Raw genomic sequence first — 16,150 nt, forward strand, 5'->3', positions numbered from 1 at the left:
GCTTGCACAGATATCGGACAGGCACGGGACGGGTTCAGACAGCGATTGCCCGCTTCATGGGCGAAATGGGCAGGCTGCGCCCGAAAGTCAGGCAGGTTCGGTTCAGGATTGCCAGCCGCAGGGTCAAGCGACGCGGCTGACGACAAAATCGGCCAGGTCGGACAGCATATCGCGGATGGGATGCGGCGCCAGCTTGGTCAGCGCCGCCTTGGCGGTGGCCGACCAGCGAAGCGCGTCGGCCCGCGCGGCCTCCATCGCGCCGTGGCGGGCCAGCAGCGACAAGGCCTGTTCCAGATCGCCGTCGCGCTGGTCGCCCGCCTCGATGGTGCGCGACCAGAAGGCGCGTTCCTCGGGCGTGGCAAGGGCCACGGCCTTGATGACCGGCAGGGTCAGCTTGCGTTCGCGGAAATCGTCGCCCACGTTCTTGCCGATGGCTTCCGTGGCACCGCCATAATCCAGCAGGTCATCGACGATCTGAAAGGCGATCCCCAAGGCATCGCCATAATCGAACAACGCCTGCACCTGATCGGCAGGCGCGCCCGCGATGACGCCGCCCACCTCGGTCGCGGCGGAAAACAGGGCGGCGGTCTTGCCGCGCACGACTTGCAGATAGATGCCTTCGTCGGTGCGCAGATCCTGGGCGGCGGTCAGTTGCAGAACTTCGCCCTCGGCAATGGTGGCGCTCGCATTGGCCAGAATCTCCAGCGTGCGCAGATTGCCGGGTTCCACCATCAACTGGAAGCTGCGCGCGAACAGGTAATCGCCCACCAGCACGCTGGACTTGTTGTCCCACAGCAGGTTCGCGGTGGGACGCCCGCGCCGCTGGCGGCTTTCGTCCACCACGTCGTCGTGCAACAGCGTGGCGGTGTGGATGAATTCGACCGTCGCGGCCAGGTGGATGTGATAAGGACCGGAGTAATCCAGCATCCGGGCCGCAGCCAGCGTCAGCATCGGACGCAGGCGCTTGCCCCCAGCCTCGATCAGGTGGGCCGTCACCTCGGGGATGCGGGGGGCGTGCCTGCTGGCCATGCGGTCGCGGATCAGGGCGGCCACCGCCTCCATCTCGGCGCTCAGCGCCTCGGACAGCCGGTCCAGCGGTTTCTGGACGTTTTCCTGCACACCCATGGCCTTATCCTTCTGAAGCGCCCGACCCTTGCCACGCCCTCGACAATTGCGCAACCGCCGCCTAGCGTTTCCCCATGAAAGAGCTTTTCCGCAGCAACGATCCCGTCCGTATGTCCCGTGCCCTTGGATTGCTGGAAGACGAGGGGATCCCGGCCTTCCACCTGGACCAGCACACAAGCATTCTGGAAGGATCGCTGGGCATCCTGCCGCAGCGGCTGATGGTGGCGGACCGCGACGAATTCATGGCCCGCGCCATCCTGCGCGACGCCGGCCTGGATGAGTGATCTGTCAGACGACGGCTTTCTGGACGGCCGATTGCGGATCGCCCAACCCCGGCGGGGCTTCCGGTCGGGCGCCGATGCGGTGATGCTGGCTGCGGCCTGCGCAGCCGCGCCGGGGCAGTCGGTTCTGGAACTGGGATGCGGGGCGGGGGTTGCCAGCCTGTGCCTGGGCTGGCGCGTTCCCGGCCTGCGGCTGGTCGGGCTGGAAGCCCAGGCGGTCTATGCGGAACTGGCGCGCGGGAATGCGGCGGCGAACGGCATTCCCATGCAGGTGCTGACGGGGAACGTGGCCTTTCCGCCTGCCAGGCTGCGCGGCATGGCCTTCGATCATGTCATTGCCAATCCGCCCTATTTCCTGGACGGAACGCCCGCGCCCGATGGGGGCAGGGACATGGCGCGGCGCGAGGATACACCCCTGGCCGCCTGGATCGACGCGGGCCTGCGCCGCTTGCGACCCGGCGGCATTTTGACGCTGATCCAGCGGGCCGACCGGCTGGACGCGATCCTGGCCGCGCTGCGGGGGCGTGCCGGATCGGTCGCGATTTTGCCTTTGGCGGCACGGGCCGGGCGCGAGGCCGGGCGGGTGATCCTGCGCGCACAAAAGGGCGGGCGGGGGCCGCTGCGATTACTGGCCCCTTTCATCATGCACCACAAGCCGGCCCATGCGGGCGACCGCGAGGATCTGACCGATGCGGCGTCGGGGGTGCTGCGCAAGGGTCTGCCGCTTGAAGCGTTCTTTGCAAAAGTCCCGTGACAGAATCGAATGCCTGTGCTGCAATCGCCCTGTTCGACTCAACCTATACAGGAGGACGCGATGTCGGTTGCTTCCCACGTCGAGGAACTGCGCAAGAAACACCAAGTGCTTTCGGATGCCGTTGAAAAGGAACAAAGAAGTCCCGGATCCAGTGATACTCAGATCAAGGCCATGAAGCGCGAAAAACTTCGAATCAAGGAAGAGATTTCCCGACTGTCCCACTGACCCCTTGAACGGTGACGGATTTGAAACGGCCCGCGCGATTTGCGCGGGCCGTGTTCTTTTGCCGCAGGCGGTTCAGACGAAATACTGCCCGCCGTTTGCGCTGATGGTCGATCCGGTGATGAAACCCGCATCGTCGGATGCCAGGAACACGACGGTCCGGGCGATCTCCTCGGGTTCGCCCAGGCGACCGACGGGGATCTGCGGGATGATCTTTTCGCTCAGCACCTTTTCGTCGATGGCCTTGACCATCTCGGTCGCGATATAGCCGGGACAGATCGCGTTGACGGTGATGCCCGCCCGTGCGCCTTCCTGGGCAAGCGCCTTGGTGAATCCCAGGTCGCCCGCCTTGGCCGCGCTGTAGTTCGCCTGGCCCGCCTGGCCCTTTTGCCCGTTGATCGAACTGATGTTGATGATCCGCCCGAACTTGCGGTCGCGCATCCCCGACCAGACGGGATGGGTCATGTTGAAGACGCCGGTCAGGTTGGTGTCGATGACTTCTTTCCATTGCTGGGGCGTCATCTTGTGGAACATCGCGTCGCGCGTGATGCCCGCGTTGTTGACCAGGACGGCGATCGGACCCAGGTCTTCCTCGATTTGCTTGATGCCCGCCGCGCAGGCATCGTAATCTGCGACCGACCATTTATAGGTCTTGATCCCGGTTTCTTCCGTGAACGCCTTTGCGGCATCGTCATTGCCCGCATAAGTGGCGGCGACGGTATAGCCAGCATCCTGAAGCGCCTTGGAAATTGCCGCGCCGATGCCGCGCGACCCGCCGGTGACAAGTGCTACCTTGGACATTGATCCTCCCCCTTGAAAATGATCGGCTCTGAAATATTGCTACAAGGCAAGTTTGTGGCGCGCAACATCATTGCGCGCCATTCCGCCTAGCGTTCGACGCACAAGGCGACGCCCATGCCGCCGCCGATGCACAGCGTGGCCAGCCCCTTTTTCGCGTCGCGTCGCGCCATTTCGAAAAGCAGGGTGTTCAGCACGCGCGCGCCGGATGCGCCGATGGGATGGCCGATGGCGATCGCTCCGCCGTTCACGTTCACGATGTCGGGGTTCCAGCCCATGTCCTTGTTGACGGCGCAGGCCTGGGCGGCAAAGGCTTCGTTCGCCTCGACCAGATCCAGATCCTGGACGGACCAGCCCGCCTTTTCCAGGGCCTTGCGGCTGGCCGGGATCGGGCCGGTGCCCATGATCGCCGGGTCCAGTCCCGCCGTCGCATAAGAGGCGATGCGCGCCAGCGGCGTCAGGCCGCGGCGGTTCGCCTCGTCCTCGGTCATGACCATGACCGCCGCCGCACCGTCGTTCAGGCCCGATGCGTTGGCCGCCGTGACCGAGCCTTCCTTGGAAAATGCGGGCCGCAGCTTCTGCATGGCCTCCATGGTGGCGCCGTGGCGGATGTATTCGTCCTTGTCCACCACCGTGTCCCCCTTGCGGGTTTTCACCGTGAAACCCACGATTTCGTCGTCAAAGCGGCCTGCCTTTTGCGCGGCTTCGGCCTTGTTCTGCGAACCCAGCGCGAATTCGTCCTGCTGGTCGCGGCTGATCTGCCATTTCTGCGCGACGTTTTCCGCCGTGGTGCCCATGTGATAGTTGTTGAAAGCGTCCCATAGCCCGTCGCGGATCATCGTGTCGATGAACTGCATGTCGCCCATCTTCTGCCCGGCGCGCAGAAAGGTCGCGTGCATGGACATCGACATGCTTTCCTGGCCACCCGCCAGCACGACCTTGGCATCGCCCCCGATCACCTGCTGGGCTGCAAGCGCCACCGCGCGCAAGCCCGATCCGCAGACCTGGTTGAGCAGCCAGGCCGACGATTCCTGCGGCAGGCCCGCCTTGATATGCGCTTGACGGCCGGGGTTCTGACCCTGGCCTGCGGTCAGAACCTGGCCCAGGATCGTCTCATCGACCTCGGCGGGGTCGATGCCCGCGCGGGCCACGACTTCCTTCAGAACGGCGGCACCCAGGTCATGGGCCGGGATATTGGCGAACGATCCCATGAAACTGCCGACCGGGGTGCGGGCGGCGGAAACGATTACGGCTTTGGTCATGACGGGTTCCTTCCCTCGAAGCCAGACAACTGGCGAATCGTGGACAGGATGCGGGTTCATGCCGTGGCGTCAAGCACATCGCCCAAAAGTATGGCACGATACCTAGCGCAGCACGGCCGACGGCGGGGATTTCCAAGGCGGCGCAATGGTCGGCGCCCCGAAGTAATAGCCCTGCAGGCAGTCGATGCCGCTGTCGATCAGGAAACTGGCGTCGTCCGCCGTTTCGACCATTTCCGCCACCGTGAACATATCGAAATGCTGGGCGATGGACATCAGCGCCTGCGTCAGCACCTGATTGTCGGGATGGACCGAGATTTCGCGGATGAACTGGCCGTCGATCTTGATCATGTCGAAGCAGAAATCCCGCAGATACCGGAAAGACGTATAGCCCGCGCCAAAATCGTCAAGCGCAAGGCTGATCCCGTATCGCTGCACTTCCCGCATGAACGTCTTGACCTCGTCCGGCAGGCCCATGGCCGAGCTTTCGGTGATTTCCAGGATCAGCCGTTCGCCCGCCTGCGGATCGTCGGCCACCCCCTGGCGCAGGGTGTCCATCCAGGCGGGATAGCCGATGGACCGCGCCGACATGTTGATGGACAGCCGCAGCGACGGCTCCTCGGACAGCGCCTTCAGGCCCAGAGACAGCGACAGGCAGTCGATCTGCCGGCCAAGTTCGGTGGTTTCGGCCACCGGCATGAAGTCGCGCAAGGGCACCATGCGGCCCGATTCGTCGATGATGCGGATCAGCCCCTCGTAAAAGGCCGGGCGGTTGGTCCGCTGCGCCTGAACGACAGGCTGGAAGGCCAGCACCCCGTTGCCCTTTTCGACCGCAAGCCTGACCAAGGGCATGGTCAGCCTGCTTTGCCGGTCCATCGCATATTCCAGCGGAGAGCCTTTTCCAGGCGGGTTCGCGTTGGTCACGTCAGCCCCTTGTCACGCAATCATTCCGTGTTCAGTGATAATGATCATCGCCTAATTTGCGGTAAACAGGCAGGGATTTCTGGATAAAGGGTTAACAGGTGATGACCGACCGCTGTTCCTGGTGCGGGACCGACCCGCTTTATGTCGCCTATCACGACACGGAATGGGGCGTTCCCGAACGCAATCCCCGCGCCTTGTGGGAAAAGCTGGTGCTGGACGGCTTTCAGGCAGGGCTGTCCTGGATCACCATCCTGCGCAAGCGCGACGCCTTCCGCGAGGAGTTCGAGGGCTTCGACCCCGAACGCGTGGCCCGCTGGGACGATGCGCGCATCGACCGCGCGCTGCAAAACCCCGGCATCATCCGCCATCGCGGCAAGATCGAATCAGCCGTGCGTGGCGCGCGGCGGTTCCAGGAGATCGAGGGGCAGGAGGGTTTCACCCCCTTCCTGTGGTCCTTCGTGGGCGGCGAGCCGATCCAGAACCGCTTCGCCAGCAAGGACGAAGTGCCGACCGCCACCCGGGAATCAACCGCCATGTCGAAGGCGTTGAAAAAGCACGGCTTCAACTTTTGCGGGCCGGTCATCACCTATGCCTTCATGGAGGCGACGGGGATGGTGAACGACCATGTCACCACCTGCCATCGTCACGCGGCGCTCAGTCGGCCACAAGCTGCCGGATGACGTCCTTGGCGGGCTCGCTGCTCCAGTCGGCCTCGCCCAGCAGGCGGGCGACCTCGCGGCCCTCGCGGTCGATCAGGACGGTCACGGGCAGGCCCACCACGCCCATGTCGCGGGCCAGTTGCTGGCGCGGGTCCAGCAGGACGGGCAGGTTCTGCAACCCGGTCTCGTCATAGAACTTGTCGATGCGGTCGGGGGCGTTGCGGCCCGTCGCCACGGCCACAACCTCGAAATCCTCGCCGCCCATCTCGGATTGCAGGGCGTCCAGCGACGGCATCTCCTCGCGGCAGGGGGCGCACCAGGTGGCCCAGAAGTTCAGCAGCACGACCTTGCCCCTGTAATCGGCAAGCGTATGCGTGCCGCCGTCGGGGTCGGTGAATTCGACATCGGACACCGGCGCCGGTTCCTCGGCCGGGACCAGCTTGACCAGGCCTGCGTCCTTGGCGGCTTGCCAGTCCACCGCGCCCGCGAAGGCGGCGTTTGCACCGAAAAGCAGTGCCGTATAAAGCAGGGCGGAACGCAGCATGAAGACCTCCGAAGGACGCGCCTATGACCGACCGGCCGCAACAGGATTCCGCCAACAGCATGTGGGGCGGGCGCTTCGCCGCAGGTCCCGACGCGATCATGGAGGCGATCAACGCCTCGATCGGCTTCGACCGGCGGCTCTACGCCCAGGACATCCGGGGCAGCCGTGCCCATGCCGCCATGCTGGCTGCACAAGGCATCATCAGCACTAGCGATGCCGAGGCGATCAGGGAAGGCCTGCTCACCGTCTTGTCAGAGATCGAGGCGGGTGATTTCCCCTTTCGCACCGAGTTGGAAGACATTCACATGAATGTCGAGGCGCGCCTAAAGGAGATCATTGGAGAGCCAGCGGGCCGCCTGCACACGGGCCGGTCCAGGAATGATCAGGTGGCGACGGATTTTCGCCTGTGGGTGCGCGACCAGTGCGACGGAGCCATCGAGGCGCTGCAGGCGCTGATCCGCGCTGCCTTGTCGCAGGGCGAGGCGGGCGCGGATTGGGTCATGCCGGGCTTTACCCATCTGCAGACCGCGCAACCGGTGACCTGGGGGCATCACATGATGGCCTATGTGGAGATGTTCGGCCGCGACCTGTCGCGGTTCCAGGACGCGCGCAAGCGGATGAACGAATCGCCCCTGGGTGCCGCGGCATTGGCCGGGACGGGCTATCCCATCGACCGCCATGCGACCGCGCAGACCCTGGGCTTTGACGCCCCTATGGCCAACAGCCTGGACGCCGTGTCGGATCGCGACTTCGCGCTGGAGTTCCTGTCGGCCAGCAGCATCTGCGCCGTCCACCTGTCGCGTCTGGCCGAGGAACTGGTGATCTGGTCGTCGGCCCAGTTCCGCTTCGTGTCAATGTCTGACAAGTGGTCCACCGGATCGTCGATCATGCCGCAGAAGCGCAACCCCGACGCGGCCGAGCTGATCCGCGCCAAGATCGGCCGCATCCTGGGGGCGACGGTCGCGCTGTTCACGGTGATGAAGGGCCTGCCCTTGGCCTATTCCAAGGATATGCAGGAAGACAAGGAACAGGTCTTCGACGCCGCCGACAGCCTGATGCTGGCCCTGGCCGCAATGGCGGGGATGCTGTCCGACCTGACTGCCAACCGCGACAGGATGGAGGCTGCGGCGGCCTCGGGCTTCTCGACCGCGACGGATCTGGCCGACTGGCTGGTGCGCGAACTGGGCCTGCCGTTCCGTGACGCCCATCACGTCACCGGATCGCTGGTGGCCCTGGCCGAGAAGAAGGGCTGCGACCTGCCCGACCTGACGCTGGACGATATGCAGGGGGTCCATGCGGACATTACCGATAAAGTCTTTGGCGTGCTGGGCGTTCACAATTCCGTCGCCTCGCGGCAAAGCTATGGCGGCACGGCGCCCGATCAGGTGCGCGCGCAAATCACCCGCTGGAAAGGAAAACTGGCATGAAATGGATTGCAATTCTGGCGGTAATTGCCGTGGCGGCCTGCGGCGTTGACGGCCCGCCCGAGCGTCCGGCGGCGCCCAAGACCGCGCCCAAGTCCAACGTCTCGATTTCCGGCCATGCCACGATGGGCGTCATTACGGAACTTTAATGGATCATTTCAACTATCACGGCGGAGAGCTTTGTGCCGAAGATGTGCCCTTGTCGCGCATCGCGGCCCAGGTGGGGACGCCGGTCTATGTCTATTCGGCGGCGACCCTGACGCGGCATTTCGGGCTGTTCCGCCAGGCGCTTGACTGGACGGATCACCTGGTCTGCTTTGCCGTGAAGGCCAACAGCAACCTGGCGGTGCTGAAGCTGCTGGGCGATCTGGGCGCGGGAATGGACGTGGTGTCGGGCGGCGAATACGCGCGCGCCAAGGCGGCGGGCGTTCCGGGCGACCGGATCGTCTTTTCCGGCGTGGGCAAGACCCTGGCCGAGATGCGCATGGCCATCGAAGGCGGCATCCGCCAGTTCAACCTGGAATCCGAGCCCGAGATGCGCGCGCTGTCGGCCCTTGCCTCCAGCATGGGCGCGACGGTTCCGGTGGCGGTGCGCGTGAACCCCGACGTGGACGCCAAGACGCACGAGAAGATCGCGACCGGCAAGTCCGAGAACAAGTTCGGCATCCCCATCGCCCGCGCGCGAGAGGTCTATGCCGAGGCGGCGTCGCTGCCGGGTCTGCAGGTGGTCGGCGTCGATGTGCATATCGGCAGCCAGTTGACCGACCTGGACCCCTATCGCGCGGCCTATGCCAAGGTCGCGGACCTGACCCGCGCCTTGCGCGCGGACGGCCATGCCATCACCCGGCTGGATCTGGGTGGCGGCCTGGGCATCCCCTATCGCCGCGACAACAACGCGCCCCCCTTGCCCATCGAATACGGCCAGGTGATCCGCGACACGGTGGGCGACCTGGGCTGCGAGATCGAGATCGAGCCGGGCCGCAACATCGTCGGCAATGCCGGGGTGCTGTTGTCGCAGGTGATCTATGTGAAGCAGGGCGAGGGGCGCGACTTCCTGATCGTGGACGCGGCCATGAACGACCTGGCGCGTCCGGCGATGTATGGTGCGCATCACGACATCGTGCCGGTAAAGGAAGCGGCGGTGGGCGCGCCGGTCAGCCCCTTCGACGTGGTGGGTCCGGTCTGCGAATCGGGCGATACGTTCCAGAAGGGGGCCGAACTGCCTGCGATGGCGGCGGGCGACCTGATCGCCTTCCGGTCGGCGGGGGCTTACGGCGCCGTGATGGCGTCGGAGTACAATTCCCGGCCCCTGGTGCCCGAGGTTCTGGTGCAGGGCGATCACTTCGCCGTCATCAGGGCACGCCCGACATATGAGGATATGCTGGCCCGGGATAGCATCCCGGAATGGCTTTGACGCGGCATCAGTCCGATCCGTCGCAGCCGGGGGTCTTCAACCCCCGGACCCCCGAGGATATTTTCGTGAAGAAGACAGGGCCGGTCGCACGTGCCCTGCACCTGACCCGCTGGGGGATGGTGTGGGAACAGGCGGCGCGCGTCTTTTGGCCGCTGGCGACGGTGCTGGCACTGGTCTTTGCCGCCTTTGCGCTTGGCGTGGTGGCCCTGGTGCCTGGGCCGGTCCTGCCCTGGCTGGCGGGCGCGGTGCTGTTGGCACTGATGTGGGCGGCGATTCGGGGCGGGATGCGCTTCCGCCGGGTGCGCGTGACCGATGCCGTGGATCGGCTGGACAGGACCCTGCCCGGGCGTCCGTTGGCCGCGCTGACCGACAGCGCGGCAATCGGCGGCGAGGGCGCCTTGTGGCAGGCCCATCTGGCACAGATGCAGGCCCGTGCGGCGCTTGCCCGGCCGGTGCGTCCCGATGCGGACCTGACGCGGCGCGATCCCTTTGCCCTGCGCCTGGCGGGGCTGGTGGCCCTGGTCATGGCGCTGATCTTTGGCGGCGCGGCGCAGATGGGCCAGGGGATCGAGGCGCTTGCCGCGACCGTGTCCCGCCCCGTCGCGACCGATGCCGTGCCGACGGGACCAAGCTGGGAAGGCTGGGCCGAACCCCCCGCCTATACCCGCCGCCCGACGATTTATCTGAACGCCCTGGCCGAGGGGCAGCTGCTGGAACTGCCCAAGGGCAGCGCCGTCACGTTCCGGCTGTATGGCGATGGCGCCGCCGTCACGCAGGACATCGGCCCGGAAATGGGCGAGGATCCGCAGGCGCCGGGTTTTCGTGCGGAAACCTCGGGGGTTATCGAGGTGGCTGGGCGGCGTTTCGACGTGACGGTCCTGCCCGACAACGCCCCTGTCATCCGTGCGGGCGCCCAACCCGTGCGGCGCGCCGATGGCAAGATGGTGCAGGACTTCAGCGCCGAGGACGATCACGGCATTGCCTCTGGCCAGGCGGTGATCGCGCTTGACCTGCCGTCCGTGGACCGCCGCTTTGGCCTGGCCATCGAACCGGAGCCGCGCCCCCTGGTCGAGCTTGCGCTGCCCTTGCCGCGCGGGGACCGGCGCACGGTTCAGGGACAACTGACCGAGGATCTGTCGCGCCATCCTTGGGCGAACCTGCCGGTCAACGTCAGCCTGCGCGCCCTGGACGGGATCGAGCAGGTGGGCGAGGCCCCTTCCATGCGCACGATCCTGCCGGGGCGGCGTTTCTTCAACCCCCTGGCTGCTGCATTGATCGAGATGCGGCGCGATCTGCTGTGGTCGCGTCAGAACGCGGGCCGCAGCGCCGAGATCCTGCGGGCGGTGACCTGGCAGCCGCAGGGATTTGTCGAACAGCCGCTGTATCTGGAGTTGCGCGGCGCCGTGACCCTGCTGGAAGGCGATCCCCTGACCGACAAGGCCCGCGACGACTTGGCCGAGGCACTGTGGCAGGCAGCGATCCAGTTGGAGGACGGCGGCCTGTCCGATGCCCTAGAACGGATGCGCCAAGCCCAGGAGAAGCTGTCCGAAGCGATCCGCAACGGCGCCAGTCCCGATGAAATCCAGCGGCTGATGGACGAGTTGAAGGCGGCGACGGACGCCTATACCGAGATGCTGGCACAGCAGGGGGAACAGCAGGATCCCTCTGAACGGTTTGCCGAAGGTCAGCCGGGCCAGCAGATCACCAGCGACCAGATCCAGCAGATGATGGACGAAATCCAGCGGCTGATGAACGAGGGCCGCATGGCCGAGGCCCAGGAATTGCTGGAACAGTTCAACCGCATGATGGAGAATCTGCAGGTCCGCCAATCCCGGGGCGGGCAGGGCCAGGAAGGCAGCAGCGGCAACCAGCCGATGAACCGCCTGGCCGATACCCTGCGCGAACAGCAGCAACTGTCGGACGAGGCGTTCCGCGACATGCAGGATCAGTTCGGCCAGGGGCAGATGGGCCAGCCTTCGCCCAATGCGGAAGGCTTGGCCCAACGCCAGCAGCAGTTGCGCAATGAACTGGGCCAGCAGCAAGGCCTGTTGCCCGGCCAGGGATCGCCCGGCGGTGATCAGGCGCGCCGTCAACTGGACGAGGCAGGCCGCGCGATGGAGGATGCCGAACAGGCACTGCGCGACGGCGATACCGGCGGCGCGCTGCAACGCCAGGCCGATGCGATCGAGGCCATGCGCGAAGGGATGCGCGCGCTTGGCGACATGATGGCCCAGCAGCAGGGGCAGCAAGGACAACAAGGCCAGCAGCAGGGACAGGAAGGCCAGCAGCCCGGCGGCGGCGACCGGGCCGGGGAAGGTCAGACCATGGGCCAGCGTCCCGCCCTGGATCCGCTGGGCCGTCAGCGCAGCGGCAATGGCAACGTCATCGCCGGGGGCGATCCCCTGGCCGAGGGCGTTGATCCGGCCCAACGCGCCCGCGACCTGCTGGATGAAATCCGCCGCCGCAGCGGCCAGGCCGAGCGGCCCCAGGACGAACGCGATTACCTGGGCCGCCTGCTGGATCGGTTCTGATCAGCGGATCAGGCCGCTCGCACGGTCCTGCAACCAAAACCGCGCCTCGTCCAGGTCGGCGCGGAATTGCATCAGGCCATCGCCCCATGCACCCCTGCCGGCCAGCGTGGGGGCCAGCAGATACAGCACCACAACCCCCGCAGCCAGCATTACGGCCAGGCCAAAGCCCGCCCCATAGCCGCCCCGCTTGCGACCGGTCCCAGCCCTGGGGGCGGGGGCGTCCTGCCTGACAGGCGCCGGGGCCGGTTCGTTGACGACTGCTGCCGGGACGAGTGTTGCTCGGGCGTGCCGCGTGGGGGCAGGCGGCACCGGTGCGGGTTCCGGCAGGGCGGGATCGACAGGCCTGGGATCCTGATGCCGGGTGATGGTCGTGGCGGGCCATTCGGGATCGGCGGCGGGACGCTGCGCCGGGGCAGGTTTGGCGGGCATGGGTTCGCCGTCATCGGCCGCACGGGCGCGGCGTTCGTGTTCGACCTCATCCCTCAGGATGTCCAGCACGCTGGCGGGCAGGCGGCGGTTCAGCGGGGGCGGGTCTGCGGGCAGTTCCGCAGCCGCGCGGACCTGGGGATCGGACAAGGCCAGTCGCGGCGTGGCGTGCCAGACATTGCCGCAGGCGCTGCACTCGACCTCTCGCCCCTGCGCAGGGATGGCGCCGTCGGGAATGCGGTATTCCGCGGCACATCCGGGACAGATCAACCGTATTTCCGCCATTCCGACCCCTCGCATTCGCCTTTTGGCTGTTCTATCAAGCGCGGGGCCGGCTTCCAAGCCGGGCTGGAAAGAACGGGGGTTGCGCGTGATCGAGATGCGGGATGTCGGCTTCGGCTATCACGGGGGGGCCGAGCTGCTGTCGAACATGACGCTGACCCTGCAGCCGGGTATGTTTCATTTCCTGACCGGCCCGTCTGGGTCGGGCAAGACGACGCTGCTGCGGCTGTGCTATGCCGATCTGCTGCCCACATCGGGGCAGATGACGGCCTTTGGCGACGATGTGCGGCAACTCACGCGCGACGGCATCGCCGACCTGCGCCGCCGGGTAGGGGTGGTTCACCAGGACACGCAGTTCCTGGATCACCTGCCGGTGGCGGAAAATGTCGCCCTGCCGCTTTCGGTGTCGGGGCAGGCGGTGGATATGGACGCACTGCGCGACCTGCTGGGCTGGGTGGGGCTGACCCAGCACGCCCGCGCCATGCCGCCGTCCCTGTCGGGGGGCGAACGCCAGCGCGCGGCGCTTGCCCGCGCGGTGATCCTGTCGCCCGACCTGGTGCTGGCGGACGAACCCACGGGCAACCTGGATTGGGATATGTCGGTCCGGCTGATGCAGTTGCTGATCGAGTTGAACAAGTCGGGCAAGACCGTTCTGGTCGCAACCCATGACCTGAACCTGATCCGCGCGGCCAAGGCGCAGGTTGCGGCGCGCGTGTTGCGGATCGCGAACGGGGCATTGCATCTGGCGGGGGCCGATCTGTGAAGCGGACTGATTTTCGGACATTGAACCTGCGCGCCTTGTGGCAAGGCCTGATGCGCGACGGCGGGACCGGCGACCGGATCGTGCCGCCCACCGGCTTTACCGCGCAACTGACGCTGTTCGCAGCCGCCGCCATGGCCTTTCTGGCGGTCTTTGCCCTGGCCCTGGCCTTGGCAACGGGGCGGCTGGCCGACCGCTGGGCCAGCGAACTGGCGGGATCCGTGACGGTGCGGGTCAGCGCGCCCCTGGAGGAACAGGCCACGGCGACCCAGGCGACCATGCAGATCCTGGCGACAACACCCGGGGCTGGCCAGCCGCGCCTGCTGCCTGCGGATGAGGTCGCGGCCCTGCTGACCCCCTGGTTCGGCCCCGATATGCCGGTCGATGCCCTTCCGGTGCCGTCCCTGATCGAACTGCCCATCGCGGCCGAGGATTTCGACCCCCAGGGCCTGCGCCTGCGGCTGGAGGCCGAGGCGCCGGGTGCGACCCTTGACGATCACACCGAATGGCGCCGTCCCCTGGTCACGGCGGCGAACCGGCTGCGGATGATGGGCATCGTGTCGCTGCTGCTGATCGGGGCGGCCTCTGCATCCATGATCACGCTGGCGGCCAAGGCGGCCTTGGCCGCGAATGGGCAGGTGATCCGGGTGCTGCGCCTGATCGGGGCGCGCGACATCACCATTGCCACCGCCTTTGTGCGCCGGTTCACCAAGCGCGCGGCGGTGGGGGCGACCTTCGGCACCCTGTTCGGCATGGCGGGCATCGCCATGCTGCCGGGCATGGACGCGGCGGGCGGGTTCCTGACCGGGCTTGGCTTTCAAGGCTGGGGCTGGCTGCTGCCCCTGCTGATCCCGGTAGTGGCCGCCGCCGTCGGCTTTTTCGCAACCCGCTGGGCGGCGCTGAAGATGCTGGGGGCGGTGCGATGACGGCCCGGGCGGCATCGCCCATCCCCGGTCCGCTGACGCCCTGGCAATATGTGCAGAACGTGCTTTACTACATCCATGTCGCCCTGGCGACGGTGGTGATCGGATTGCTGGGCCTGCCCGCGCTTTTGTGCGATGGCCGCGCCGGGGCGAACCGGGTCGCAACGCGCTGGATCGGATATATGCTGTGGGCCGCGCGGCTGCATCTGGGCATCAGTTGCGAAGTGCGCGGCACCCCGCCCACCGAAGATTGCATCATCGCCGCCAAGCACCAGTGCTTCCTGGACATCCTGGTCATTGCCCATGCGGTTCCCCGCCGCGCCTTCATCATGAAGCGAGAGGTGATGCGCGTGCCGATCATGGGCTGGTATGCTTGGAAGGTCGGCTGCATCCCCATCGACCGGACCAAGGGCCGCGACGCCATGCGCGCCATTTCCAGCGAGATCAACCGGCGGATTACGGGCGAAGGGCTGGGCCAGTTGATCATCTATCCCGAGGGCACGCGCACCAAGCCTGGCGAACGGCGCCCCTACAAGCACGGGGTCAGCACGATCCGGGCGGGCACCGGCCTGCCGGTGGTGCCGGTGGCGGTCAATACCGGACTGTTCTGGCCGCGCAAGGGATGGGGCATCCGCCCCGGCCGCGCAGTGGTGGAATTCCTGCCGGTCGTCCCCCCCGAGGTTCCCGCCGAAGGCTTCGTCCCCCGCCTGGAAGCCGAGGTCGAGACCCATTCCGACCGCCTGATGGCCGAGGCCGGGTTCGTCCATCAGGTCGATGCTGCCTGACCGCGCTCAGGCGGCCAGGCTTTTGGACCCCATGTCCAGGAATTTCTGACGCCGGTCCCGGATCAGGTCGGCGGGCTTCTTGCCGTCCAGTTCGGCCAGCATCGCGGCGATCTCCTCGCCCACGGCCTTGATGGCGGCAGCGGGGTCGCGCTGCGCGCCGCCCACGGGTTCGCCGATGATGCGGTCGATCACGCCCAGCTTTTTTAGATCCTGCGCGGTCAGGCGCAGCGCCTCGGCCGCGTCGCGCATCCGTTCGGCATCCTTCCACAGGATCGAGGCGCAGCCCTCGGGCGAGATCACCGAATAGATCGAATGTTCCAGCATGGCGATGCGGTTGGCCGTGGCGAATGCCACCGCGCCGCCCGACCCGCCTTCGCCGATGATGACGCTGACCAGCGGCACGCCGATCTCCAGGCATTTCTGGGTTGAACGGGCGATGGCCTCGGACTGGCCGCGTTCCTCGGCGCCCTTGCCCGGATAGGCGCCGGGCGTGTCCACCAGCGTGATGACCGGCAGCCTGAAGCGATGCGCCAGATCCATCAGCCGGATCGCCTTGCGGTATCCCTCGGGGCGCGCCATGCCAAAGTTGTGGTGGATGCGCGTCTTGGTGTCGTTGCCCTTTTCGTGGCCGATCACCACGCAGGGCGCGTCGTTGAAGCGCGCAAGGCCACCCATCACCGCGTGATCGTCGCCAAAGGCGCGGTCGCCTGCCAGGGGCGTGTATTCGGTGAAAAGCGCATCAATGTAATCGCGGCAATGGGGACGGTCGGGATGGCGCGCAACCTGCGTCTTGCGCCAGGGATCCAGCGATTTGTAGAGATCGCGCAGCAGGTCGCCGGATTTCCGGTCAAGCGCCGCCGCTTCTTTCTCGACATCCACGGTGTTTTCGGATTTGCGGGCCAAGGCGCGAAGCTCCTCGGCCTTGCCCTCGATGTCGGCAAGCGGCTTTTCGAAATCCAGATAGACCATGCGGGGTGCGCCTTCGGGCTGTTCGGTTTGCGCCCCTATATGATCGCAGAGGCGTGGGATTGCAACGGAG

18 protein-coding genes are annotated in these 16,150 nt (G+C 66.4%); 11 read left to right on the forward strand and 7 right to left on the reverse strand.

The features are described from left to right. Positions 1–123: 123 nt before the first annotated feature. A complete protein-coding gene (locus LZ585_RS03050) occupies positions 124–1,125 on the reverse strand; it encodes a polyprenyl synthetase family protein (RefSeq protein WP_234854980.1) in 1,002 nt (333 codons plus the stop codon). Between the two features lie 74 nt (positions 1,126–1,199). Between LZ585_RS03050 and LZ585_RS03055 the strand changes: the two genes are divergently transcribed. The 3 genes from LZ585_RS03055 to LZ585_RS03065 are packed head-to-tail and all read left to right on the forward strand — an operon-like array spanning position 1,200 to position 2,385. Beyond that, positions 1,200–1,409: a putative signal transducing protein gene (locus tag LZ585_RS03055; RefSeq protein WP_234854981.1), complete on the forward strand. Its 210-nt coding sequence runs from the start codon at positions 1,200–1,202 to the stop codon at positions 1,407–1,409. Next, on the forward strand, positions 1,402–2,160 hold the full coding sequence (locus LZ585_RS03060) for a tRNA1(Val) (adenine(37)-N6)-methyltransferase (RefSeq protein ID WP_234854982.1): 759 nt from the start codon (positions 1,402–1,404) through the stop codon (positions 2,158–2,160). Before LZ585_RS03055 ends, LZ585_RS03060 begins: the two co-directional genes overlap by 8 nt. A 60-nt stretch (positions 2,161–2,220) precedes the next feature. After that, complete coding sequence (locus tag LZ585_RS03065; RefSeq protein ID WP_234854983.1) at positions 2,221–2,385, forward strand: YdcH family protein; 165 nt, start codon at positions 2,221–2,223, stop codon at positions 2,383–2,385. Between the two features lie 72 nt (positions 2,386–2,457). On the opposite strand, the gene phbB is transcribed toward LZ585_RS03065, so the two are convergent. The 3 genes from phbB to LZ585_RS03080 all read right to left on the reverse strand — a co-directional run bounded on the left by phbB (position 2,458) and on the right by LZ585_RS03080 (position 5,315). Further along, positions 2,458–3,183 carry a beta-ketoacyl-ACP reductase gene (gene phbB / locus LZ585_RS03070; RefSeq protein ID WP_234854984.1) on the reverse strand — a complete coding sequence of 242 codons (726 nt, stop codon included), beginning with the start codon at positions 3,181–3,183 and terminating at the stop codon, positions 2,458–2,460. Between the two features lie 86 nt (positions 3,184–3,269). Next, a complete protein-coding gene (locus LZ585_RS03075) occupies positions 3,270–4,442 on the reverse strand; it encodes an acetyl-CoA C-acetyltransferase (RefSeq protein WP_234854985.1) in 1,173 nt (390 codons plus the stop codon). A gap of 102 nt (positions 4,443–4,544) precedes the next feature. After that, a complete protein-coding gene (locus LZ585_RS03080; RefSeq protein WP_234855740.1) occupies positions 4,545–5,315 on the reverse strand; it encodes an EAL domain-containing protein in 771 nt (256 codons plus the stop codon). A 149-nt stretch (positions 5,316–5,464) separates the two neighbouring features. On the opposite strand from LZ585_RS03080, the gene LZ585_RS03085 reads away from it, so the two are divergent. Then, complete coding sequence (locus LZ585_RS03085) at positions 5,465–6,043, forward strand: DNA-3-methyladenine glycosylase I (RefSeq protein ID WP_234854986.1); 579 nt, start codon at positions 5,465–5,467, stop codon at positions 6,041–6,043. Here the strand turns inward: LZ585_RS03085 and LZ585_RS03090 are convergent. After that, complete coding sequence (locus LZ585_RS03090) at positions 6,018–6,566, reverse strand: TlpA disulfide reductase family protein (protein WP_234854987.1); 549 nt, start codon at positions 6,564–6,566, stop codon at positions 6,018–6,020. The two genes, LZ585_RS03085 and LZ585_RS03090, sit on opposite strands and share 26 nt — an antisense overlap. Before the next feature lie 23 nt (positions 6,567–6,589). On the opposite strand from LZ585_RS03090, the gene argH reads away from it, so the two are divergent. Genes argH through LZ585_RS03110 form a run of 4 tightly spaced genes read left to right on the forward strand, consistent with a single transcriptional unit; the run spans position 6,590 to position 11,935 of the window. Continuing rightward, positions 6,590–7,993, forward strand: a complete 1,404-nt coding sequence (argH, locus tag LZ585_RS03095; protein ID WP_234854988.1) for an argininosuccinate lyase — start codon at positions 6,590–6,592, stop codon at positions 7,991–7,993. Beyond that, entirely contained in the window at positions 7,990–8,139 is a 150-nt protein-coding gene (locus LZ585_RS03100) for a hypothetical protein (RefSeq protein WP_234854989.1), read from the forward strand. Before argH ends, LZ585_RS03100 begins: the two co-directional genes overlap by 4 nt. Further along, positions 8,139–9,404: a diaminopimelate decarboxylase gene (gene lysA / locus LZ585_RS03105; RefSeq protein ID WP_234854990.1), complete on the forward strand. Its 1,266-nt coding sequence runs from the start codon at positions 8,139–8,141 to the stop codon at positions 9,402–9,404. Before LZ585_RS03100 ends, lysA begins: the two co-directional genes overlap by 1 nt. Further along, positions 9,395–11,935, forward strand: coding sequence for a DUF4175 domain-containing protein (locus tag LZ585_RS03110; protein WP_315857629.1), 2,541 nt, complete (start codon positions 9,395–9,397; stop codon positions 11,933–11,935). Before lysA ends, LZ585_RS03110 begins: the two co-directional genes overlap by 10 nt. Here LZ585_RS03110 and LZ585_RS03115 read toward each other — a convergent pair whose 3' ends face one another. Continuing rightward, positions 11,936–12,661, reverse strand: a complete 726-nt coding sequence (locus tag LZ585_RS03115; protein ID WP_234854991.1) for a zinc-ribbon domain-containing protein — start codon at positions 12,659–12,661, stop codon at positions 11,936–11,938. A 70-nt stretch (positions 12,662–12,731) separates the two neighbouring features. Here LZ585_RS03115 and LZ585_RS03120 point away from each other — a divergent pair, with 70 nt between their 5' ends. From LZ585_RS03120 to LZ585_RS03130, 3 genes are read left to right on the forward strand one after another with little or no spacing between them, the layout of a single operon-like run. Further along, the gene (locus LZ585_RS03120) at positions 12,732–13,406 is read left to right on the forward strand and encodes a cell division ATP-binding protein FtsE (protein WP_234854992.1); all 675 of its coding nucleotides are present in this window, start codon (positions 12,732–12,734) and stop codon (positions 13,404–13,406) included. Then, the gene (locus LZ585_RS03125) at positions 13,403–14,329 is read left to right on the forward strand and encodes a cell division protein FtsX (RefSeq protein WP_234854993.1); all 927 of its coding nucleotides are present in this window, start codon (positions 13,403–13,405) and stop codon (positions 14,327–14,329) included. The genes LZ585_RS03120 and LZ585_RS03125 overlap by 4 nt, the downstream gene beginning before the upstream one ends. Continuing rightward, positions 14,326–15,111 carry a lysophospholipid acyltransferase family protein gene (locus LZ585_RS03130; protein ID WP_234854994.1) on the forward strand — a complete coding sequence of 262 codons (786 nt, stop codon included), beginning with the start codon at positions 14,326–14,328 and terminating at the stop codon, positions 15,109–15,111. The genes LZ585_RS03125 and LZ585_RS03130 overlap by 4 nt, the downstream gene beginning before the upstream one ends. A gap of 6 nt (positions 15,112–15,117) precedes the next feature. On the opposite strand, the gene LZ585_RS03135 is transcribed toward LZ585_RS03130, so the two are convergent. Continuing rightward, entirely contained in the window at positions 15,118–16,080 is a 963-nt protein-coding gene (locus LZ585_RS03135; RefSeq protein WP_234854995.1) for an acetyl-CoA carboxylase carboxyltransferase subunit alpha, read from the reverse strand. Between the last annotated feature and the right edge of the window lie 70 nt (positions 16,081–16,150).

The sequence above is a fragment of the Paracoccus everestensis genome (assembly GCF_021491915.1).
GTDB lineage: Bacteria > Pseudomonadota > Alphaproteobacteria > Rhodobacterales > Rhodobacteraceae > Paracoccus > Paracoccus everestensis.